The sequence below is a fragment of the Streptomyces sp. NPDC023541 genome, from assembly GCF_055559995.1.
The window spans coordinates 541,354-561,602 of record NZ_JBVHJO010000003.1 but is presented as its reverse complement, the minus strand read 5'-3'; the positions used below and the strand labels follow the sequence as shown (position 1 = coordinate 561,602).

General features: G+C 71.3%; 21 protein-coding genes. 10 read left to right on the top strand and 11 right to left on the bottom strand.

Going from position 1 to position 20,249, the window contains the following annotated elements:
• Window positions 1–195 precede the first annotated feature (195 nt).
• The 8 genes from ACZ3X1_RS10145 to ACZ3X1_RS10110 all read right to left on the bottom strand — a co-directional run bounded on the left by ACZ3X1_RS10145 (window position 196) and on the right by ACZ3X1_RS10110 (window position 8,725).
• On the bottom strand, window positions 196–2,352 hold the full coding sequence (locus tag ACZ3X1_RS10145; RefSeq protein WP_467278416.1) for a glycosyltransferase family 39 protein: 2,157 nt from the start codon (window positions 2,350–2,352) through the stop codon (window positions 196–198).
• On the bottom strand, window positions 2,349–3,629 hold the full coding sequence (locus ACZ3X1_RS10140) for a bifunctional glycosyltransferase family 2/GtrA family protein (protein ID WP_467278412.1): 1,281 nt from the start codon (window positions 3,627–3,629) through the stop codon (window positions 2,349–2,351). Before ACZ3X1_RS10140 ends, ACZ3X1_RS10145 begins: the two co-directional genes overlap by 4 nt.
• 25 nt (window positions 3,630–3,654) lie before the next feature.
• The gene (locus ACZ3X1_RS10135) at window positions 3,655–5,208 is read right to left on the bottom strand and encodes a sensor histidine kinase (RefSeq protein WP_467278409.1); all 1,554 of its coding nucleotides are present in this window, start codon (window positions 5,206–5,208) and stop codon (window positions 3,655–3,657) included.
• The gene (locus ACZ3X1_RS10130; protein WP_356811053.1) at window positions 5,208–5,975 is read right to left on the bottom strand and encodes a response regulator transcription factor; all 768 of its coding nucleotides are present in this window, start codon (window positions 5,973–5,975) and stop codon (window positions 5,208–5,210) included. The genes ACZ3X1_RS10135 and ACZ3X1_RS10130 overlap by 1 nt, the downstream gene beginning before the upstream one ends.
• A 70-nt stretch (window positions 5,976–6,045) precedes the next feature.
• Complete coding sequence (locus ACZ3X1_RS10125) at window positions 6,046–6,927, bottom strand: amidohydrolase family protein (RefSeq protein WP_467278404.1); 882 nt, start codon at window positions 6,925–6,927, stop codon at window positions 6,046–6,048.
• On the bottom strand, window positions 6,911–7,249 hold the full coding sequence (locus ACZ3X1_RS10120) for an antibiotic biosynthesis monooxygenase family protein (RefSeq protein ID WP_356811055.1): 339 nt from the start codon (window positions 7,247–7,249) through the stop codon (window positions 6,911–6,913). The genes ACZ3X1_RS10125 and ACZ3X1_RS10120 overlap by 17 nt, the downstream gene beginning before the upstream one ends.
• Before the next feature lie 148 nt (window positions 7,250–7,397).
• Entirely contained in the window at window positions 7,398–8,294 is an 897-nt protein-coding gene (locus ACZ3X1_RS10115) for a DUF2797 domain-containing protein (RefSeq protein WP_467278399.1), read from the bottom strand.
• Window positions 8,291–8,725: an Lrp/AsnC family transcriptional regulator gene (locus ACZ3X1_RS10110; protein WP_356811057.1), complete on the bottom strand. Its 435-nt coding sequence runs from the start codon at window positions 8,723–8,725 to the stop codon at window positions 8,291–8,293. Before ACZ3X1_RS10110 ends, ACZ3X1_RS10115 begins: the two co-directional genes overlap by 4 nt.
• A 107-nt stretch (window positions 8,726–8,832) precedes the next feature.
• Here ACZ3X1_RS10110 and ACZ3X1_RS10105 point away from each other — a divergent pair, with 107 nt between their 5' ends.
• Complete coding sequence (locus ACZ3X1_RS10105) at window positions 8,833–9,744, top strand: SMP-30/gluconolactonase/LRE family protein (protein ID WP_467278393.1); 912 nt, start codon at window positions 8,833–8,835, stop codon at window positions 9,742–9,744.
• An 18-nt stretch (window positions 9,745–9,762) separates the two neighbouring features.
• Here ACZ3X1_RS10105 and ACZ3X1_RS10100 read toward each other — a convergent pair whose 3' ends face one another.
• The 3 genes from ACZ3X1_RS10100 to ACZ3X1_RS10090 all read right to left on the bottom strand — a co-directional run bounded on the left by ACZ3X1_RS10100 (window position 9,763) and on the right by ACZ3X1_RS10090 (window position 12,463).
• Window positions 9,763–10,128 (bottom strand): PH domain-containing protein, encoded by a 366-nt coding sequence (locus tag ACZ3X1_RS10100; protein WP_053611621.1) that lies wholly within the window; start codon window positions 10,126–10,128, stop codon window positions 9,763–9,765.
• Window positions 10,129–11,123: 995 nt separating this feature from the next.
• Window positions 11,124–11,693, bottom strand: coding sequence for a GNAT family N-acetyltransferase (locus ACZ3X1_RS10095; RefSeq protein WP_467278388.1), 570 nt, complete (start codon window positions 11,691–11,693; stop codon window positions 11,124–11,126).
• Window positions 11,690–12,463 (bottom strand): GntR family transcriptional regulator, encoded by a 774-nt coding sequence (locus ACZ3X1_RS10090; RefSeq protein WP_467278385.1) that lies wholly within the window; start codon window positions 12,461–12,463, stop codon window positions 11,690–11,692. Before ACZ3X1_RS10090 ends, ACZ3X1_RS10095 begins: the two co-directional genes overlap by 4 nt.
• A gap of 905 nt (window positions 12,464–13,368) precedes the next feature.
• Between ACZ3X1_RS10090 and ACZ3X1_RS10085 the strand changes: the two genes are divergently transcribed.
• The 9 genes from ACZ3X1_RS10085 (at window position 13,369) to ACZ3X1_RS10045 (ending at window position 20,248) form a co-directional block, all read left to right on the top strand.
• A complete protein-coding gene (locus ACZ3X1_RS10085; RefSeq protein WP_467278383.1) occupies window positions 13,369–13,641 on the top strand; it encodes a DUF6284 family protein in 273 nt (90 codons plus the stop codon).
• On the top strand, window positions 13,638–13,982 hold the full coding sequence (locus ACZ3X1_RS10080) for a hypothetical protein (protein WP_467278381.1): 345 nt from the start codon (window positions 13,638–13,640) through the stop codon (window positions 13,980–13,982). The genes ACZ3X1_RS10085 and ACZ3X1_RS10080 overlap by 4 nt, the downstream gene beginning before the upstream one ends.
• On the top strand, window positions 13,979–14,992 hold the full coding sequence (locus ACZ3X1_RS10075; protein WP_467278379.1) for a DUF2637 domain-containing protein: 1,014 nt from the start codon (window positions 13,979–13,981) through the stop codon (window positions 14,990–14,992). The genes ACZ3X1_RS10080 and ACZ3X1_RS10075 overlap by 4 nt, the downstream gene beginning before the upstream one ends.
• Complete coding sequence (locus ACZ3X1_RS10070; protein WP_467278377.1) at window positions 14,989–15,213, top strand: hypothetical protein; 225 nt, start codon at window positions 14,989–14,991, stop codon at window positions 15,211–15,213. The genes ACZ3X1_RS10075 and ACZ3X1_RS10070 overlap by 4 nt, the downstream gene beginning before the upstream one ends.
• Entirely contained in the window at window positions 15,213–15,551 is a 339-nt protein-coding gene (locus ACZ3X1_RS10065) for an RRQRL motif-containing zinc-binding protein (RefSeq protein WP_467278374.1), read from the top strand. Before ACZ3X1_RS10070 ends, ACZ3X1_RS10065 begins: the two co-directional genes overlap by 1 nt.
• Before the next feature lie 75 nt (window positions 15,552–15,626).
• Complete coding sequence (locus ACZ3X1_RS10060) at window positions 15,627–17,243, top strand: hypothetical protein (RefSeq protein ID WP_467278371.1); 1,617 nt, start codon at window positions 15,627–15,629, stop codon at window positions 17,241–17,243.
• Window positions 17,243–19,345 (top strand): hypothetical protein, encoded by a 2,103-nt coding sequence (locus tag ACZ3X1_RS10055; protein WP_467278369.1) that lies wholly within the window; start codon window positions 17,243–17,245, stop codon window positions 19,343–19,345. The genes ACZ3X1_RS10060 and ACZ3X1_RS10055 overlap by 1 nt, the downstream gene beginning before the upstream one ends.
• A gap of 223 nt (window positions 19,346–19,568) precedes the next feature.
• The gene (locus ACZ3X1_RS10050; RefSeq protein ID WP_467278367.1) at window positions 19,569–20,066 is read left to right on the top strand and encodes a hypothetical protein; all 498 of its coding nucleotides are present in this window, start codon (window positions 19,569–19,571) and stop codon (window positions 20,064–20,066) included.
• Window positions 20,067–20,077: 11 nt separating this feature from the next.
• Entirely contained in the window at window positions 20,078–20,248 is a 171-nt protein-coding gene (locus tag ACZ3X1_RS10045; protein ID WP_467278365.1) for a hypothetical protein, read from the top strand.
• Window position 20,249: the final 1 nt, after the last annotated feature.

Below are 20,249 nucleotides of genomic sequence, written 5' to 3'. Positions count from 1 at the left end.
GGTGTCCCGCCGCTCGGGCCGGATCAGGGAGCGGTGTGCGGTGCCGTGCATCGCAAGGCGGACGAAGGAGCCGACGCGGAGCGTCGCCGACCGAGGACAACGCGGCGAGGCGCGACGCCGCACACCGCGAGCCCGGCCGGGTCGGCGGGACACGCCCTCAGGGGTGTCCCGCCGATCGGGCCGGATGACGGGGGATCAGGACGTCGGGACCGTCAGGTCGTAGAAGGCGGCTCCGCCGACCGTGGACTCCTTGAACGTGGCCTTGACCCAGTTCTCGATCTCCGAGCTGGTACCGCCGCCCGGGCCTCCGGGACCGCCGCCGCCGCGGCGTCCGCCGTCCTCGCCGGTGCCGGTGCCGGTGCCGCCCTGGCCGATGAACCAGTGGATCTTTCCGTCCCGGACGTACTCCTTGAACTGCTCCAGGGTCGGCGAGGGGTCGCTGCCGTTGAAGCCGCCGACCGGCATGACGGGTACGCCGGAGGCCAGCTGGTAACTGGCCGCGTTCTGCGAGCCGATGGCCGCCGCCGCCCAGGTGTAGCGGTCGGCGTCGGCGGTGAGGGCCGCCTTCGCCTCGGCACTGACCCGGGCGCCGTTGAGCAGACCGCCGGCGCCGCCGCCGAGGGCGCCGCCCGTGGTGCCGCCGGGGAAGCCGCCCGCGCGCTCGGCTCCGCGGCCGTCCGCACCGGGCATGCCGCCCTGGCCCTGGCCCGGCGGTACGGCGCCCTGCGGCAGCGCGCCGCCCGGTCCGCCACCCGGACCACCCTGGCGCAGTTCACCGAAGCCGACCGGGCCGCCCGGGCCGCCCGGGCCGCCCGGGCCGCCCATCATCGCGCCGGGTCCGCCCCGGCCTCCCGCCACCGCCGGCCCGGCGGTCACGATGGACCCGGTGTGCCCGGTGCTCACGGTGGTCAGGCAGTACGCGAGCGGCCCTGCCAGGGCCGCCGCCACCCCGAGCCCCGCCGTGACCCGCAGCACCCGCCGCCCGGCCCGCCCCGCGAACGGCAGCGCGACCGCGGCGAGCAGCCCGCCCACCAGCACTGCCCAGCGCAGCCACGGCAGGTAGCCGGTGGCGCGGCCGAGCAGGACGTACGACCAGACCGCCGTCAGGGCGAGCGTGCCGGACAGGGTGACAGCGGCCGCCGCGCTGCCCCGCTCCTCCCACAGCACGGCGACGCCCATGCCGATCAGCGCGGCCACGAAGGGTGCCAGCGCCACGGTGTAGTACTCGTGGAAGATGCCCTGCATGTAGCTGAAGACCACCGCAGTGATCAGTAGCGAGCCGCCCCAGGCCAGGAAGGCCGCCCGCGCCATGCCGTCCACGGAGTCGGTGGCCCGGCGGGCCCGCCAGGTGATCACCAGCCCTGCCACGAGCAGTACCAGTGCCGCGGGCAGCAGCCACGAGATCTGTCCGCTGATGTTGCCGGAGAACAGCCGGTCGATCCCGCTCTCCCCCCAGCGTCCGCCGCCGCCTCCGCCGCTGGGGCCACCCGCAGCGCCGCCGCCGACACTGCCGGTCTCGTTGCCGTTGATCCGGCCGAGGCCGTTGTACCCGAGGGTCAGCTCCAGGAAGGAGTTGTTCTGCGAGCCGCCGATGTACGGGCGGGAGGAGGCGGGCCACAGTTCGACGACCGCGACCCACCAGCCGCCCGCCACCACCATCGCGCTCCCTGCGAGCAGCAGCTGCCCGAACCGGCGGCGCAGCCCGGTGGGCGCGCAGACGGCGTACAGCACGGCGAGCGGCGGCAGGATCACGAAGGCCTGCAGCGTCTTGGTCAGGAAGGCGCAGCCGACCGCGACGCCGGCCCAGAGCAGCCAGCGGGTCTGCGCCCCTTCGAGGGCCCGCAGCAGGCAGTACACGGTGACGGTCAGCAGCAGGGTCAGCAGCGCGTCGGGGTTGTTGAAGCGGAACATCAGGGCGGCGACGGGCGTCAGCGCGAAGGCGGCGCCGCTCAGCAGCGCGGCTCCCGGACCGAACTGGCGGCGTACGGAGGCGTACAGCACACCGGTGGTCGCCACCCCCATCAGTGCCTGCGGGACGAGGATCTGCCAGGAGCCCAGCCCGAAGAGCCGGACCGACAGCATCATCGGCCACAGGGCGGCCGGGGGCTTGTCGACGGTGATGGAGTTGCCCGCGTCGGAGGAGCCGAAGAAGAAGGCCTTCCAGCTCTCGCTGCCGGCCTGAACGGCGGCCGAGTAGAAGGAGTTGGCGTAGCCGGAGGCCCCCAGGTCCCACAGGAGGAGGGCTGCGGTGGCGATCAGCAGCCCGGCGAGTGCGGGCCGTTCCCAGCGGGGCCGGACGGTACGGGCGCCGGCCACGGCGGCCGGGAAGATCGGGAGTGCTGCCGTGGTCATCGGCCCTCCTTGGAAGTGGATGTGCGGGGATCGGTGCCGCGCCGCTCGGGGAAGACCCAGGCGCGCAGGAGCAGGAAGCGCAGCATGGTGGCTGCGAGATTCGCGGTGATCAGGACGGCCAGCTCGGTGCCGTGTGCGGGGTGGGGCGTGGCCGCTGTGAGGGCGGCGAGGGAGCCGCTGGTGAGGGCCAGGCCGATGCCGAACACCACCAGTCCCTGGGCCTGGTGGCGTACGGCCCGTTCCCTGCCGCGGACGCCGAAGGTGAGCCGGCGGTTGGCCGCCGTGTTGGCCACGGCGGAGAGCAGCAGGGCGACGCCGTTGGCGAGCTGCGGTCCGGCGCCGCCCCGGAAGGCGGAGTACAGCACCAGGTAGAGCAGCGTGGAGAGGGCTCCGACAGTGCAGAAGCCGATGAGCTGGCGCGCCAGTCCGCCGTCCACCCCGGGCACTGCGGTGCGGTCGCGCGGGTCGTCGCCGAAGGGGCGGGCGAGCCGGTCGAGCGGGAGTGCTCCGACGGCCAGCGCCCGGCCCACGCGCCAGACGCCCTTGAGATCCTCGGTGGCGGTCTTGACGATGTGCACGGTGGAGTCGGGGTCGTCGACCCAGTCCACGGGCACTTCGTGGATCCGCAGCCCGGCCCGCTCGGCGAGCACCAGCAGTTCGGTGTCGAAGAACCAGCCCGTGTCCTCCACCAGCGGCAGCAGCCGCTCGGCGACCTCGCGCCGGATGGCCTTGAAGCCGCACTGGGCATCGCTGAACCGGGCGGCGAGGGAGGACCGCAGCAGGAGGTTGTAGGCGCGGGAGACGAACTCCCGCTTTGCTCCCCGCACCACCCGCGAGGACCGGGCCAGGCGGGTGCCGATGGCGAGGTCGGAGTGGCCGGAGATCAGGGGGGCGACCAGCGGCAGCAGCGCATTCAGGTCGGTGGAGAGGTCCACGTCCATGTAGGCGAGGACGGGGGCGTCGGAACCGGACCAGACCGTACGCAGGGCCCTGCCCCGGCCCTTCTCCTCCAGGCGGGCGCTGCGTACGCAGTCCAGCGCCGCGGCGAGCCCGGCCGCGACCTCGGGGGTGCGGTCGGTGCTCGCGTTGTCGGCGACCGTGATCCGGAAGGGATAGGGGAAGGACCGTGTCAGGTGTTCGTGCAGCCGGCGCACGCACGGCCCGAGGTCCTTCTCCTCGTTGAAGACCGGGATCACCACGTCGAGGACGGGCTCGCCGGGTACGGGCGCGAGGGGCGCCCGTACCGGAAGGGCCCCGGGAGAGGTGTCGGTTGGCATCCTCCGACCCTCGTGGAGCCGCCTGTCACCTCAGTGTGCTGCGCCTGTGGCCCGTCTGTGAGTCCGGATCTGCCGTTCCGGGGGCCCCGGCCAGCGGCAGAACGACCTCGAAGCGGGTTCGCCCCGGCTCGCTCTGCACGCCGACGCTCCCGCCGTGGGCGGTGACCACGGCCTGGACGATGGCCAGGCCCAGCCCCGTGGAACCGGCGGCACGGGAACGGGAGGCGTCACCGCGGGCGAAGCGCTCGAAGACGCGGGGGAGCAGTTCGGGCGCGATACCGGGGCCGTCGTCCTCGACGCGCAGCCGGACGGTGGTGGTTTCACGTGAAACATGGGCGGTGATGGTGGTGCCGGGCGGCGTGTGCGTACGGGCGTTGCCGAGCAGGTTGACCAGCACCTGCTGGATGCGGGCCGCGTCGGCACGTACGGGGGCGGGCTCCTCGGGCAGGTTCAGACGCCAGTGGTGCTCGGGCCCGGCGGCGCGGGCGTCACTGACGGCGTCGACCACGAGCGGGGCGAGGTCGGTGTCGGTGTCGGCTGCTGACAGCGGACGGCCGGCGTCGAGCCGGGCCAGCAGGAGCAGGTCCTCGACCAGGCCGGTCATCCTGGTGGCCTCGGATTCGATCCGCCCCAGGGCGTGCCGGGTGTCGGGGCCTGGCTCCTCACGGCCCCGGCGGGTGAGTTCGGCATAGCCGCGGATGGAGGCGAGCGGCGTGCGCAGCTCATGACTGGCGTCGGCGACGAACTGCCGTACCCGCATCTCACTCTGCTGGCGTGCTGTGAGGGCGGAGGAGACATGACCGAGCATCCGGTTGATGGCGGCGCCGACCTGGCCCACCTCGGTGCGGGGGTCGGCCTCGGCGTCCGGGACCCGTTCGTGAAGGGCGGGCTCGCCCTTGTGCAGGGGGAGTTCGGAGACCCGCGTGGCGGTGGCGGCGACCCGGCGCAGCGGGCGCAGGGCGACCCCGACCAGCGCCTGCCCGGCGAGCGAGGCAGCGATCAGCCCGGCGAGGGTCACGCACACCTCGACCCCGACCAGGGTGCGCACCGTGGAGTCGACCTCGTGGAGCGGGAAGGCGAGGACGAGGCCCCGGTCGGGGGACACGCGTACCCGGTAGCTTCCGAGGCCCGGCAGGTCCGCGCCCACCGCCCGCCCGGGCGCGGCCTGTGCGGCCTCCAGGGCGGCCCGGGTGAGGGCCGTGGTCTGGGATCCGGTGAGGGCCGGCGGCACCTGGTCGGGCGACCAGCCCTCGCCGCGGGTGTTGCGGGCGCTCCCGAGGACCGCTCCGCCGGGGTCCAGGCGGATCCCCGCGGCGTCCAGCGGGCTGCCGGGGGGCATCGGGAAGCCCGTGCCGCTCTCCCGGGCCGCTTTCCCACCGGGTACCCGGGCGGCCATCTTCATGGACGTGCCCAGCCGCTCGTCGAGCTGGGTGACCAGGTACGAGCGCAGCGCGAGGGTGGTGACGGTTCCGATGGCCGTACCCACCACGGCGATCAGGGCCACCGCCGAGACGACGAGCCGGGTCCGCAGCGACCAGGGCCGGCGCCCGCCCGGTCGCCGTCGCCCGCGCGGTGTCACTACTCGGCCGGCTTGATCAGGTAGCCGGCGCCGCGCCGTGTGTGGATCATCGACGGCAGGCCGAGGCCGCTCTCCAGCTTGCGGCGCAGGTAGGAGATGTAGAGCTCGACCACGTTGGCCTGGCCGCCGAAGTCGTAGGACCAGACCCGGTCCAGGATCTGCGCCTTGCTCAGCACGCGCCGCGGGTTGCGCATCAGGTAGCGCAGCAGTTCGAACTCGGTGGCGGTGAGGTGGACCTCCCGGCCGTCCCGCACCACCTCGTGGCTGTCCTCGTCGAGGCGCAGGTCCCCGACGGTCAGGACCGAGCCGCCGCGCGCCGCCTGTGCCGCGCCCGAACGCCGTACCAGGCCGCGCAGCCGGGCCACGACCTCCTCCAGGCTGAAGGGCTTGGTGACGTAGTCGTCGCCGCCCGCGGTGAGGCCGGCGATCCGGTCCTCCACGGAGTCCTTGGCGGTCAGGAACAGGACGGGGACCTGCGGGATCTCCCGGCGCAGCTGCCCGAGGACGGCGAGGCCGTCCATGTCGGGGAGCATGACGTCGAGGACCACCACGTCCGGGCGGAAGCGGCGCGCGGCCCGCAACGCCCCGGCCCCGTCGCCGGCGCTGCGGACCTCGCAGCCTTCGTAGCGCAGGGCCATGGACAGCAGCTCGGAGAGCGAGGCCTCGTCGTCGACGACGAGCACCCGGCAGGGCCCGCCGTCGGGCCGTACCAGGGCCGTGTGGTTGCTGGTGGACGTGGACGCATGGGAGGTGGTCGCCGCAGTCATACGGACACGCTCCCCGGTGCCTCTGAGAGCGTTCTTGCCCCAACCTGTGAATTTCCTGAGAAAGGGTCGGTCAGCCGTCGAGGCCGAACAGCCGGGCGCCGTTGTCGTGGCAGACCGCCCTCAGCCAGTCGTCTCCCAGGCCCAGCCGTTCCAGGGCGACCAGTTGGTGCTCGTAGGGGTAGGGGATGTTCGGGAAATCGGTCCCCAGCAGGATCCGGTCGCCGAGGTCCGCGAGCCGTCCGAGGTCACCGGACGGGAATCCGCTCAGCCGTTCGGAGAAGTCGGTGAAGGCCATGGTCGTGTCGAGACGCACCGCGGTGTGGCGGTCGGCGAGGTCGAGGAAGTCCGTGTACTCGGGCATGCCCATGTGGGCGATGATCAACGGCAGCCGCGGATGGCGGGCCAGCAGCCGGGCGATCGGGGCGGGACCGGTGTACTTGCCGGGGGCCGGCCCGGAACCGCAGTGGATCACGGTGGGGACGCCGGCCTCGGCCAGCAGCCCCCAGACGGGGTCGAGCAGGTCGTCGTTCGGGTCGTAGCCGCCGACCTGGAGGTGTGCCTTGAAGATCCGGGCCCCGGAGGTGACGGCCTGAAGGACATACGCGGCCACGCCCTCCTCCGGGTAGAAGGTCGCGGTGTGCAGGCAGTCGGGGGTGCGGGCCGCGAAATCGGCGGACCAGGTATTGAGCCAGGCGGCCATCTCCGCTTTGTGCGGGTAGAGCATGGAGGTGAAGGCCCGGACCCCGAACTCCCGCAGGAGCACGACGCGCTGCTCCTCCTCGTGGCGGTAGGTGATGGGCCACTCGACGCCGGTCAGCGGACCGACCGCGTCGAAGTAGTCCCACACCTTCTCCAGAACACGCTCGGGCATGAAGTGCGTATGGACGTCGACCAGTCCGGGCAGCCCGAGCCGCTCCCGGAAGGCGCGCACCGCATCAGTCGTTGCGGACAAAGCCGTGGCTCCGCTCGACGGTGCCGACGTGCAGGGTGTAGCTCTCGTACCAGTCGGCGCGGCCCTTCTTCATGGCCGCCTGGTGCTCCATGTCCTCACGCCACGCCGTGAGGGCTTCGTGGTCCCGGAAGTAGGCGACGGTGATGCCCAGGCCGCCGGGATTGCGCGCGGACTCGTAGCCGAGGTACCCGGGGATCGCCTGGACGATCTCCTCCATCCGGTCGTTGCGCTCGTCGAACCCGGTGTCGTCCGCAGTGCGGATGCTGGTGAAAACGGCCATGACGTAGGGCGGTTCAAAGGCCGCCACCGGCTGAGTGGTCATGCCCTCCACCCTCGGTGGAGGGCCCCCGGGATGTCCACCCGGATCGGCCCCGGACGGCCAAAGGGATCCAAAGTTTGACCTGGCACACAGGGCACCCGTGATCCCCGTGGACCGTCATGATCCCTCGCGGTCGCCGCCGTCCGCAACGTCAGAACAGCCCGTCCTGTTCGGCGGAAGGGACGGCCGCGGACGGGATCTGCGCCACCGGCACCGAGGTCACCGCCGCCCCCTCGCCCGGAGCGGCCAGCTCCCAGCCGGCCAGCAGCCGGGTGTCGACCACGAGCCCGTCCTCGAAGTGCAGGTCGGGCCCGGCGGCGCCGACCAGCCGCCCCGCGACGGCCCTGTCGGGCGCCATCTCCGCGACCACCCGGTCCGGAGCCGGCAGCCCCGCCCAACCGTCCATCCCGAACACCGCCGCGTGGTCGGTGGCTTCACACCCCAGCCGCTCCAGGGACTCCGGCCACCCGGCCAGCGCCGCCGCCCGGCCATGCACCTCGGCCACCTCCCGCGCCCGCTCCGCCGCATCCGGCAGGTGCGCCCGTACGGCGCGCTTACGGGCGTACGCGATCCGGTCGGGCACCCCGAGCGCCGCCCGCAACAGCTCCTCGGTGCGCCGGGTCGCCATCAGCGGCCCACGCCCCAGCCAGGTCCACGACATCGCCCCCTGCTCCAGCAGCCGGGCGGAGCCGCGCTCCTCGGCGGTGATCCCGACCTTGACCATGCCGGGCCCGAACCAGGCCAGATAGACCCGGTAGGTCCGCGGATCGGCGGCGTTGGTGTCGGCCGCCACGGAGAACGACCGGTCGAGGCGGGCGCACTCGGGGCACTGCGCACTCCCTCCGCGGCCGGGCACGGTGGCGGAGGCGGGGCAGGCCGTCCGCTTCCCGGCCCTCCGGACGCCGAGGCAGTGCCGCTCCCCGCGTGCGACGAAGGCCAGCCGCTGCCCGTACGCCAGTGCGCTGCACCGCTCGCCGCGCCCTTGGCCGTACCACCCGATGACGGGGACGGAGCCCTTCCACCGGATCCCGGTGCACCACCAGGTCACAGCGGCAGCGGCCGCTCGAAGAAGGTGTCCAGGACGACGGTCGCATGGGTACCGCTGACGCCGTTGATGGCGTAGAGACGACGCAGGACGTCCTGTAGCTGCTCGGTCGAGGCCGTGCGCACCTTCACCAGCACCGACGCGCTGCCCGCGATGATGTGCGCCTCCTGGATCTCCGGGATGGCGGCGAAGTCCTCTGCGGACTCGCCCATCCACGCGTTGGAGTCGACCATCACGTAGGCGAGGACCCCGCTGCCGACAGCGGCCGGGTCGACGTCGACGGTGGTCCGCCGGATCACCCCGCGCTCGCGCAGCTTGCGTACGCGCTCGTGGGTGGCCCCGGCCGAAAGCCCGACGGCCGTACCGAGAGCCGCGTAGGACTGCCCGGCATCCTGCTGCAGGCGCAGGACGAGCGCCCGGTCGATGTCGTCCACGCAATCTTCCTCTCATGGGCCTGAGAACCCTTGCGAAGACGGTACCTGATCCTGCAATCTCACCATCGGACCGAACAAAATTCGGTAATCTTCTCTCAGGGGGAATCATGTCTGCCATAGCCGACCTCACCTTGTACGAGATCCTGGATGAGCGCTTCAAGACCGGCCGCTGCGCCAACGGCGACGCCCGGTTGGAGCGGCTCTACGGCGACTGCCGCTGGGCGGAAGGCCCGCTGTACCTGCCGGCCTGGCGGCAACTGGTGTGGAGCGACATCCCCAACGACCGGATGCTCCGCTGGGACGAGGCGACCGGGGCGGTCTCCGTCTTCCGCTCACCCGCCGGCCACTCCAACGGCAACACCCTCGACCGCGAAGGCCGTCTGATCTCCTGTGAACAGGGCAACCGCCGCGTGACCAGGACCGAACCCGACGGCAGCATCACCGTGATCGCCGACCGTTTCGACGGCAAGCGGCTCAACAGCCCGAACGACGCGGTGGTCCGCTCGGACGGCTCCATCTGGTTCTCCGACCCGGACTTCGGCATCACCAACGACTACGAGGGGCACCGCGCGCCCAGCGAGATCGGAGCCTGCAACCTCTACCGGGCCGACCCCTCGACCGGAGACGTGCGCCTGGCCGCCGACGGCTTCCTCGGCCCCAACGGCCTCGTCTTCTCCCCAGACGAGAGCGAGCTGTACGCGGCGGACACCCGGGCGGGCCACATCCGCGCCTTCAAGGTCGCCGACGGCGGCACCCTCGTCGGCGACCGGGTCTTCACGACCTGCCCCGGCGTCGACAACATCCGCTTCGACGACGAGGGCCGGCTCTGGGCGGCCGCGATGGAGAACGGCGTCCAGTGCTACGCCGCGGACGGCACTCTCATCGGCCGCCTGCGCGTCCCCGAGCCCGTCTCGAACATCGCCTTCGGCGGCCCCAAGAACAACCGCCTCTTCATCACCGCCACCACCTCCCTCTACTCACTGGTGATGTCGGTGACCGGCCTCCCCCGCGTCCTCTGAGACCGGCCGGACGTCCGGCTACCGGGCGACGAACTGCGTCAGGATCGCCTGCACCTCGTAGATGTCGACGCCCTTGGTGAAGGTCTTCTCGATCGGCGTCGAGCTGCCGGATATCCAGATCTTCAGCTCGGCGTCGAGATCGAAGTGGCCCGCGGTCTCCACGGAGAAGTGCGTGATGCTCCGGTACGGGACGGAGTGGTACTCCACCTTCTTGCCCGTGATCCCCTGCTTGTCGACGAGCACCAGCCGCCGGTCGGTGAACAGGATCGTGTCCCGGATCAGCAGGAAGGCGGCGTGCACCTGCTCCCCCCGCCCCAGCAGCCGTGCGTAGTCCCGCTGCGCCGACACGGGGTCGACGGTGTGCGCATTCCCGAACAGTCCCATGAGGGCCCCCGTTTTCCAGCGTCGGACGATCTTCAAGAACCGTACCGACGCCGCCGGGTGGCCGGCGTCCCCCGCCAGAGCCATCCCGTCCCTGACATCTTCCGGGGGACCTCTCCCCAACAAGGAGGAGATCCCGCCCGGAACATCCGGGACATACGCCAGAGGCCCCGGACTTTCGTCCGGGGCCTCTGGCTCGCTGTGCACTCGGCAGGATTCGAACCTGCAACCTTCTGATCCGTAGGCGGGTGCTACTCCCACACAAAGTGGCGCCGCCCTCGGCAGGCGCCACGTCCGGAGTTTGATCGAGGTTGCGCAACGTCCGCGAACGTCCGCCGATGTGTGCCGACGTTGATGTCAGCTATTGATGTCACGCGGGAACAAACTCGCTTCACCGGCCCCTGTTGCAGTGTGCGGCGACTGCGCCTCCACCCCCGAAAAGGAGGGTGGCGACTGAGGCAGCGTCTGCGTACGCCCCCACAGCATCATTCGCTGCCGGGTACAGAACCAGAAGGATGACGATCACCGTGATCGCCCATCCGGTAGGAACGGCGTTTGACAAGTCCTGGGGATTGGGGGACACACTCATCATGGAGTCTCCAAGGCTTCAGGCCCACCCGACTGTGCATGCCGCCAAGCCGTGCAGTCGAGGTGGGCTCTCTTCGTGGTGGGAACCATGGTGGCCCTTCCCCGCCCGATTCATGCAACGCGAGCTTGTGCATCTTGGAGAGGTACTTCGCCTTGTTCAACGCTGTGCTTGATGCGGAGAGCACTGCGAGTTCCAGGGCGCGGACCTGCGAAGACACTTCCTCACACCCCCCTCATAGCACACGCTACGGACAACGAAAGCGCTGTGCTGAGCAGATATCTACGCTAAGGCCCATTCGCCCCATTTTCGCATTTACCAGATCTTTCCCAAACAGCGTAGAAAGCCTACGCCGTCTTCAGCAGGCTTGGTCATTTTCTGCAACCTGGTGCAGGAAAACCACACGCTCCCGTCAGGCCATGCGGACCGATGTCGGGGCCGGGGTCATGTCGCTCAAGCCATGGCCCGGGTCGAGTCGGGCTGGACGCTGGGCAAGCCACCCCGAGACGCGCGGTCCGCCGTTCACGGCCCCGCCTTCTGTGACAGTGCGGACGTACTCGAATCCATGGCGCAGGTAGTAGCGCTGTAGCCCCGTGTTCGTCGTCCACGCGTCAAGGCGGAGCCAGGAGGCGCCGGAACGATACGCCCGGTCGCCAGCCCAATCGAGCAGTCGCCCACCAAGGTCCAGTCCCGCATGTGTCCTTGCGACCGTCAGCTTGTTCACGAACATGGATGGCTCGGCAAGTTCCTCCCTCGACCACAAGCCGTCTTCGGCATCGGGCGTCAGCGTTATCGTCGCGGCAGTCTCGTCTCCGTCGCGGACCATGAAGACCGTCCCGGCCTCGATGGCGGCCAGGAGTCGGTCTGCCGGGTACGGGCGGCGCCACTGGTCGGACCCAAGCTCGCTCAGCCAGGCCGCCGCCTCCTCACGGAAGGCGAGCAGCTTGGCCACGTCGGCGGCAGTCGCGCTCTCGATGATCACTTCGGCTCGTTCTCCGGTCGGGCGGACAGGTCACCGATCTCGTAGTTCATCCGGTTGAGGTCACCCCGGAAGGTAGTGATCGTGCATCGGATGGGCCTCTCGTTCGAGTAACCCGTGCGGGTCCAAAGCAGCACAGGGATACCGGCCCCTATGTCCAGGAGGCGGGCTTCATCGGGCGTCGGCATCCGAGTGGCGATCTCATCGAAGTAGCCGATCTGTTCGATGCCAGCGGCTGCGAGGTACCGCGTCGTCCCCTCCGCGATGTCGCCCGGCTCGGCGAGTCGTGGCGCCTCCTTGGCGAGCCAATCGGGGTAGTACGTCGCCTGCGTCGACCACGGCACGTCATCCACGAAACGGTGACAGAAGCGAAGAACCGTGGTTGAGCTGTCGTCAACCTTCAACCGCTCAGCTACGTACTGACTGGCCGGCGTCATCTCCACCCGGAACGTCTGACTCGGTCGCCGTCCGGCGTTGGTGACGTCCGTGCTGTAGGCGTCGCCGTTCTGCTCGAAGGTCAGATTCTCGAAGCGCGACGCGTTCAGCTCGAACACCTCGTGCTTGCGAACCTCGTACCCAAGCCCCTGACTGGACGAGATCAATCCCTCGCTGACCAGTTGATTCAGCCCCGACCGCACGGTGTTCCGCGACGCGTCGAAGCGGACCGAGAGTTCGCTCTCAGAGGGCAGGCGAGATCCCGGCGGGTAAATGCCGCTGTCGATCTCCCGGCGGAGCGCGTCGGCGACCTGCCGGTACTTCGGCTGCTTGTTCATCCGCCCATCATGACGCACTCGCTCAACTTGTTGGTACATGTGGGCCCCAATGGCTTGACGACTCACTGTCCGTGGGTGCAACATCACTGCATCAGCTTGTACCAACAAGTTGAGCAAGCAGTGCAGCAGGATCAAGTATGCCCCTGAACTGCGCTTATCAACACGAATCAACACCAGCCGGAAGAACTGGGCAGGCGACCGCGTCGCTCGCCGACGGGCCGGTGGTCGTTCCTTGAGAACTGAATAGTGATCGTGCGGGGCTGACGCGAGTCGGCGGTCGCGGTAGGTGCCTAGGGCGAGGGTCCGGGGGCAAACCGCCGTGGTGGACGCCTGCTCCCCCTATGCGCTTGGCTGCGCCACCCGGGCTCGGGTGTGGGGATGGACAGCGGGGCCCCAACGCACGTGGCGGCAAGAGTGAGACCGCCCCCGAGACGACCGGGTGATGTCGTCGGCGGCACGCCAACCTGCACCGACTCGTGCAGGCCGCCTGCTGGCGTCAGAGCAGTGACGATGACGCACCCGATCCGTGGGCTCGGGACCGGACTGCCGTGGCAACGGCACGCCGGCGAAGCCCCCACACCCCATCCGACCCGGCATTCGGGAGCTTTCGTGATCCGGTTAAGACCCTTGGCCGTCGCCCTGCTGGACCGGCAAGCCGACGTCGCCCTTCGCGTCTCCCCGATCCGCCGCGTGAGCGCACCGGAAACGCCGGTGATCCGCGGAATCGGGGCCCCTGTGCGGCTGTAGCCGCCGGCTGCCTCCTCTGCCCGTCTGCCGCTTCGGCGTCGTACGGGCGGGGTTGCAGGGAGCCGAGTACGTCCGCTCCATCCACCACGCAGTGCAGCCCCCGGCGTTCCCGCGCCGAGGGCTGCTGAGCCGTACACCTGCTAGGGAGAACACGACTCATGAAGCACATCGCTGCACTTCAGGACGTTGTTACGCCGTGGTCCGACGGTTTGGAGCCGTCGGACGCGGAGCTGGACGCGATCGAGTGGGAGATGCCGCTCATCGAGGCGCGCGTGGAGTTGCTCGACGCGCAGATCACGGTGTTGGACCGTACGCCGTCGGTGCTGGACGAGCGGCGGATCCGCCGGGCCCGCCGCAAGGTGCTCGCCGTCCGGCGGACGCTGACCAACCAGGCCGCGGCCGCTGCGGGCATGCCGGGCGGTGCCGCATGACGAACCCGACGCTGCCGCTGTCGGCCATGGGCGCGCCGCTGATGGCGCTGCGCCTCTTCGCCGACCGCTACCGGCACCTGCCGGCGCCGTGCGTGTCGATCTCCACCGTGTACCCGAACCTGCTGGAGCTGTCCTTCCACGACGACCCCGAGGGGTTCGAGATGTGGCGCCAGGCCCTCGGCATCCGCCGCCGGACGGTGCAGCACAGCGTTCACCGCGACGGGCGCACGGCGGTCATGAAGGCCGAGACGAACTACTCCGGCGGCTTCGTGAAGCTGGTCTGCTTCACCGCGATCGCCGCCCCGTCGGGGGAGCGTTCACGGGCGGAGGCCGGGTTGTGAACCGTGTTCAGATCCGTTCATCCGAGCGTGCCCTGTCGGTCGGTACCTGGCTGATCGTCGGCGGAGCGATGCTCTACTCCGTCCTCACCGTCACCCCGCTCATGGCCGCGCACACGGCGGCCGGATGGCGGTGGACGGCCCCGATCCTGCCCCTCGTGGTCGACGCCGCGGTGGTCATCGTCGTCCGCCTCGACTCCGTCCTGGCCCGTCTGGGCGGGCACGGCGGGCCGTGGCCGGTGGCGCTGCGGTGGATGACCGGCACCATGACCCTCGCCCTGAACATCGGCGTGTCCGCGCTGGCCGGGGACTTGGTCGGCGTTGCCGTGCACGCAGTCGCACCCCTCCTTCTCATCGTCACTGCGGAAGCGGGGCTCGCCTACCGGCGGGCCCTGACCGCCGCCGTCCTGGCGGTGGAGGCCCGCAAGCGCGCCGAGCAGGACGCCCGGGACCGGGCGGCGGCGGAGCGGGAGGAGAACCGGCTCCGTGCCGTACGTGAACAGCGCGAGCACGAGGCCGCCATTGCCCGTGAACAGCGTGAACACGAGGCCGCCCTCGCTCGCGAGGAGGCCGAGCGGCAGGACCGCATCCGGCGCGAGGCAGCCGAGCAGGCGGAGGCTGCGGCCCGGGCGGAGAGGGAAGCGGCTGAACGCCGTGAACAGATCCGTGAACAGCAGCAGGCCGAGCGTGAACGCCTTGAACGCCAGGCCGCTCAGCAGCGCGAGTTGGAGGCGCAGCAGCGGGCCGAGCGTGAACGCCGTGAACAGGCTCGTGAACAGGAGCGCATCGAGCGTGAACGCGCCGCGCTCCTGGCCGCCGGGCCGCCGGCCGAGAAGCTCGGCGAGGACCGCGCACGGCAGGTCGTGCAGGCCGCGTTCGCGGCCGGCCTGCCGGTGCGGGTCGCCGCGGAACTGTCCGGCTGGTCCGTCGGCTGGGCCTCCGCCCGCTACCAGGAACTGCGCGAACTCACCGCCCCCATTCCGCGTCCGGCACTCGAAGGAGCCGCATCGTGAAGCTCTCCCCGCGCACCGCTCCCGCCGAGCCGGACGGCCTGCTGATCCGGATGCACAACCAGGTTGGCGCCGCCGTCGACGTCACGGGCACCGTTAACCGGGCCCGCTGGTCCTGCCACGGGTGCGGCGAGAGTCACGTCGACTACCACCTGAGCATCACTCGTGACGACGCCAACGGACACGCTGCGGCCTGCCGGGCCGCCTACCACCGCCTCCGCTGATGGCCAGCCTGCCCGTCTACTCCTGGCGCCTCGCCCCCGACGGCCTCGCCACCCGCCGACAGCTGCGGGCCCTCGGCCTGCGCCCCGGCGGACAGGACGTCGTCGCCCAGGTCGAGCGGCCCCGCCGACGGCGCGGCCCGCTGGTCGCCTACCTCTACCGGATCGACCTCGCCCGGCCCGTCCGACCAATGACCGCCCGCCGGGCCGTAGCCCTGGCAAAGGCCAATGCCGCTCGCCGCTGGTGCCCGTCCTGCCGCCGTGATGCCGGGTACGTGATCCCGGCCTCGCTCGGCATGTGCACCCCGTGCGCGTACCCGGATGAACAGCGCGTCGCCTGATCAGAACGAGAGCCCGGCCGCCTCGCCTGCACAGCGTCGGCCGGGCTCTCTCTCCCGTGAAGGAGCACGTTCAGCATGACCGAGACCATCACCGAACCGCAGGCTCCCCCCGAAACAGCCACCCCCACCCCGCCCCCTGCCGACACCGGCAGCCCGAAGGCTGGCAAGGATGTGGAGCACACCCCGGGCGGCTTCCCCGTGGTGCCGCTGTCCCTGACGGGGACCAACACCGCCGCCGGGCTGTTCGCGACAGCTGCGATCGCGGGCGGCCCCGTGGCCGCCGTGGTCGCGATGACCGGGGCCGCCGTCCTCGGCACTGCCGCCGCCCACCGCCGCAACAGCAAGGACAGCAAGGACAGCAAGAAGAAGGCCCCGGCCGCGAAGAACACGAGCGGCGGGGGACGCAACACTTCGGGCCGGATCCCCACACAGCCCCGGACCAGCACTCGGCTGGCTGGCGGCGCGGGAGGTGGCAAGTCCGCAGGGGGCCGCACCGGTAGCCGTCCCGGACGCCCCGTCGCTGGTAGCCGTTCCGGCGGGTCGGGCGGCAAGCACAGCAGCAAGTCCGGCAAGCCGTCGCTGCGGCAGCGCGCCGCACACGCCGCGGGCGGCCTGGCCGGTGGCCGGGCAGGTCAGGTTCAGGCGCTGCGCCAGCAGGCCCGCACCCAGACACCCACCCGGGCGGCGGCGCGTACGGCGGCGGTGCAGGCGCGCCGGCAGGTCGCCGACACCCGCCGCGCCGCCAAGGCCGCCGAGCGTACGGCCACCGCCGCCGGTTCCAAGGCCCGTGGTCCTGCTGCCCGCACGCTGGCCAAGGGCATGAGCAAGGCCGCGGCTGTCCGCGACAAGGCCGCCACCGCCACCCGCGGCTCGCGGGACCGGGCCGCCGGGCGGGCCGTCTCGAACGGTCGGGCGGGCGTCCGCGAGGCCGCGCACCGGGCGCGGGTCGCGCAGCTCAAAGCCCCTGCGCAGAAGGCGGCCCGGAAGGCACTGCTGCGTTCCGCGGCCCGCTTCCAGGCTCGTCGGGCCCTGGCCGCCGCGCTCGGCGGTGCGCTCGGACTGCTCGGGATGGTGACCACGCCGCTGGGCCGGAAGCTCGGCTGGGCGTGGCTGCAGCACCCCGGCCGCCGCCTCTACCGCTACCTGATCGGCCGGGCCCGTGCCGAGCGCGAGGACCGGGATGCCGGCATCCGCAACGGGCTGGAGGACGCCGAGCGGGCGGCCGAGGAGCAGGCGGACGCCGAGCTTGAGCAGGACATCGAGGGTGAGCGGCTGGGGGACACGGCCGCTCGTCCGACCACGCACGTTCCCGCAGCACCGACCAGCCAAGGAGTCGCAGTGAGCAACGCTTCCGGGTTCAGGTTCGAGGAACTGGCCGCCGAGATGGAGCAGGCCGCGCAGGCCTACGAGCCGGACAACGCCATGGAGATCCTCGCCATGGTCGAGGGCCTGCCCGAGGCTCTCGGGTCGATCGCGAACATCATGCGGATCCTCGCCGAGCGCTCCGACTCCGAGTTCCCGCTGGAGAAGGAGGTCGCGGACGGGTTCGCCGACATCTACGGCGCCCTCAACAGCGCGACCGCGGTCGCGGAGGACTTGGGGCCGGTGTTCCGGCAGGCTCACGAGGCCGACATCGCCCGCCACGAAGACCCCCGCAACGGCCCCGACGCCGAGAAGGGATGGAACGTCTGATGGCCACCAAAACCAAGACCAAGGCGGTCGAGCACCGGGGCCTGGCCCTGGACTGGGCCGCCGGACATGGCCCCGTCACCGGGGCGCTGTCCGCGACCACCGGCGCGTACGCGGTGGCCACGGTCGGCACGCTGGCCCACATGCCGCCCGGCTGGGCCCTCGCTGTCGGCACCGTCGGTGCGATCGGGCACACCGCGTCGGGGCTGCGGCAGAAACTGGCCGGCCGCACCATCACCTCCCGCGCCGCCTCCTGGCTCCTCGGCTCCGGCTGGACCACCTGGGCGCTCGCCACCGGCCCCCTGGAGTGGACCAAGCTCGGCGCCCTCGCCGTCCTCGGCGTCGGCATGGGCGCCGCCGCCCGCTCCGTCGGCTTCTACGAGGAGGCCCGGGAGCTGGAGGCCATCGCCGCCGCCGAACGGCAGGTCGCCCGCGAACTCTCCGCCGAGCGGCGGGCGATCGCCGCGGAGTGGGTGGACCGGGTGCAGCGGGTCTGCGGGATCACCCTGCATGTCCTGGCGGTGGAGATGTGGCCGACCGGGACAGGGTTCACGATCGACGCCGAACTCCCGGCCGGCGGCATCACCTACGACCGGATCGCCAAGGACAACTCCCGTCTCTCGGCGGATGCCCGGCTGCCGCACGGCTGCACGGCCGCCGCGTCGCCGGGGATCGATCAGGGGCGGGTGCTGATCGACGTCACCACCGTCAACGTCCTCGCCGCCGAGGTCCCCTACCCGGCCGACTACAGCCCCCTGTCGATCCACACAGGGATCCCCTGGGGCTACCGGACCAACGCGGACGAGATCTGCGCCTACCTGCGCGAGCAGTGCGCCCTCGTCGTCGGACCGACCGGATCCGGGAAGACGAACATGGTCCACGTCATTCTGGCCGGGTTCGCCCGCGCCGAGGACATCCTGACCTGGGTCATCGACCTCAACGCCGGATCCGCCGGCCTGCCGTGGCTCCGCCCCGCCATGGAATCCGGCGACGGCCAGCAGGCGGTACGGCCGGGCATCGACTGGCTCGCCGCCTCACACGATGAGGCGATCAAGATGCTCGATGCCGCCCTGCGGATCGGGGACTACCGCAAGCGCGCCTACCAGGACCTCATGGCCAAGGCCAACACCGACAAGCTGCCCATCACTCACGACATCCCGCAGATCATGCTCCTGATCGACGAGGGCGCGGAGATCCTGGTCAGCCGCGACCCGCAGAAGCGGGAGCTGGCGAAGAAGATCCTGGAAGTGATCCGGATGCTCCGCGCGATGGGCATCCGCACCGTCCTCACCGCCCTCGGCGCAACCAGCTCCATCCTGGGCGACCTGATGATCCGTCGCGAGGCCAAGACCCGCGTCGCCCTCACCGGCGGCGCCACCGAGGGCATGGACCTGGCCAAGCTGTTCCCCGGTGCACAAGGCCTGCGGATCGAGCAGGCTCCCTACAAGGGGTCCGGGTTCATGGGCACGCCCGAATCCCCGGCCGCGCTGTTCGGGACGTGGCGGATCCTGCCCGCCCAGATCCGGGACATCGTCCACGCCACGAGCGACCGGCACCCCTACCTCGACAGCGTCTCCGCCAAGGCCGCCGGGCCCGACTACGCCCGCCGCTGGGACGCCGACCGCACCGCATGGATCACCACCCACACACCCTCTGAACCCGCCGACCACACCCCGACGGCAGCCGCCCCGGCAAGCGGGCTGAACCTCAGCGCCCATCGGCAGAGCACCGCAACCGCGTCGGACGAGGACCGGCTGGCCGAAGCGTTCCGCGCACAGATCGACGCCCAGTTCGCCACCACCCCCGACCCCGAACCGGAATCCACCCCGGCACCCAAGACTGTGCCGGGCGGGTTGAACCTGTCCGCCCTGCGGGGAGAGCAGGACAACGCCGCCCGCGAGGCCGCCCTCGCCGCCCTGGAAGCCGCCGGGCCCGAGGGCACCGGAGCGTCCGCGATCGCCCGCGCCCTCGCTGACACCTACGGCACCAACCGGCAGACCATCAGCGGATGGCTCCAGGAATGGGCGGACGAGGGGCTCGCGGTGCGGGTCGGGGCGGGCACGAAGACCCGCTACGTCCACCACGCCCACACCCCCGACGCGTGACCCCTTGTCGCTTGTCGCCTTCCCGTCGACAAGGCCTCTCCCCAGCCCTCTGGAGGGCTTGAAACCGGCTTTGACCTCGGGGGCGACAAGCGACAAGACAAGCGACAAGACAAGGCACGCGACAAGCGGGACGACAAGCCACACGACAAGCACGCGACAAGCCGTACGGGCGCCACACCTCGACGTTTAGGTGTGGTGCCCGTCCCGTTGAAGGGACCGCGTTGTGCCCACCGAACCCCACCAGCCGCTCACCCCCGCCACCCGCTATGGCGACCCCGTCCACCGGCCCCGGCCGGTCGAGCCGCACACCGTCCTGCTGCCGTCCGAGGTCCCGCCGGGCGTGGACTGGGTGACCCTCCCCAACGGGGTCCGCACCCTCGCGTACACCCACCCCAACCCGGCCCCGGCCGCAGAACCGGAACCGGTCCGAGAGTCGATTCCGCGGTGGGCCAGGACGACCGCGCTCCTCGCGCCGACGCTCGGCGGCGGGATCGCCGCGGCCGGGTTCGGGATCTCCTACGCCGCCCCCGGAGTCCTCGCCATGGCCGAAGCCCTCTGGGCCACTGTCGCCCTCATCGCCGCCAGCGCCCTCGCCCCACTCCTCCTCCGCGCCAGCCGCGGCAGGGGCGGCCGGGGTGCGAAGCCGGTGCAGCACATCACCCAGAACATCACCGCGACCGGAGTCTTCGGCCGCGCCACCGGAACCCTCAACAACCGCTGAAAGGACAGCCCGTGAAGCAGCCCCTGCCCGAGCGCGTCGCCGACGCGGCCGCGCTCCTCACCGGCATGCGCACCGTCCGCTGCCCGCACCCCGGCTGCCGAGTCTCGGTTCGCTACCGCCACGTCACCCCCGACGAGACCAAACGGCTGACCGACCTGGCTACCGACCACACCCGCCACTGAA

What these genes read in the sequence shown, in the direction of transcription:
- ACZ3X1_RS10055 (WP_467278369.1), top strand. Translation starts at nt 17,243, where the DNA reads ATGGCCACCAAAACCAAGACCAAGGCGGTCGAGCACCGGGGCCTGGCC.
- ACZ3X1_RS10065 (WP_467278374.1), top strand. Translation starts at nt 15,213, where the DNA reads ATGGCCAGCCTGCCCGTCTACTCCTGGCGCCTCGCCCCCGACGGCCTC.
- ACZ3X1_RS10140 (WP_467278412.1), bottom strand. Translation starts at nt 3,629, where the DNA reads ATGCCAACCGACACCTCTCCCGGGGCCCTTCCGGTACGGGCGCCCCTC.
- ACZ3X1_RS10090 (WP_467278385.1), bottom strand. Translation starts at nt 12,463, where the DNA reads ATGAACAAGCAGCCGAAGTACCGGCAGGTCGCCGACGCGCTCCGCCGG.
- ACZ3X1_RS10145 (WP_467278416.1), bottom strand. Translation starts at nt 2,352, where the DNA reads ATGACCACGGCAGCACTCCCGATCTTCCCGGCCGCCGTGGCCGGCGCC.
- ACZ3X1_RS10085 (WP_467278383.1), top strand. Translation starts at nt 13,369, where the DNA reads ATGAAGCACATCGCTGCACTTCAGGACGTTGTTACGCCGTGGTCCGAC.
- ACZ3X1_RS10130 (WP_356811053.1), bottom strand. Translation starts at nt 5,975, where the DNA reads ATGACTGCGGCGACCACCTCCCATGCGTCCACGTCCACCAGCAACCAC.
- ACZ3X1_RS10100 (WP_053611621.1), bottom strand. Translation starts at nt 10,128, where the DNA reads ATGGGACTGTTCGGGAATGCGCACACCGTCGACCCCGTGTCGGCGCAG.
- ACZ3X1_RS10120 (WP_356811055.1), bottom strand. Translation starts at nt 7,249, where the DNA reads ATGACCACTCAGCCGGTGGCGGCCTTTGAACCGCCCTACGTCATGGCC.
- ACZ3X1_RS10080 (WP_467278381.1), top strand. Translation starts at nt 13,638, where the DNA reads ATGACGAACCCGACGCTGCCGCTGTCGGCCATGGGCGCGCCGCTGATG.
- ACZ3X1_RS10105 (WP_467278393.1), top strand. Translation starts at nt 8,833, where the DNA reads ATGTCTGCCATAGCCGACCTCACCTTGTACGAGATCCTGGATGAGCGC.
- ACZ3X1_RS10060 (WP_467278371.1), top strand. Translation starts at nt 15,627, where the DNA reads ATGACCGAGACCATCACCGAACCGCAGGCTCCCCCCGAAACAGCCACC.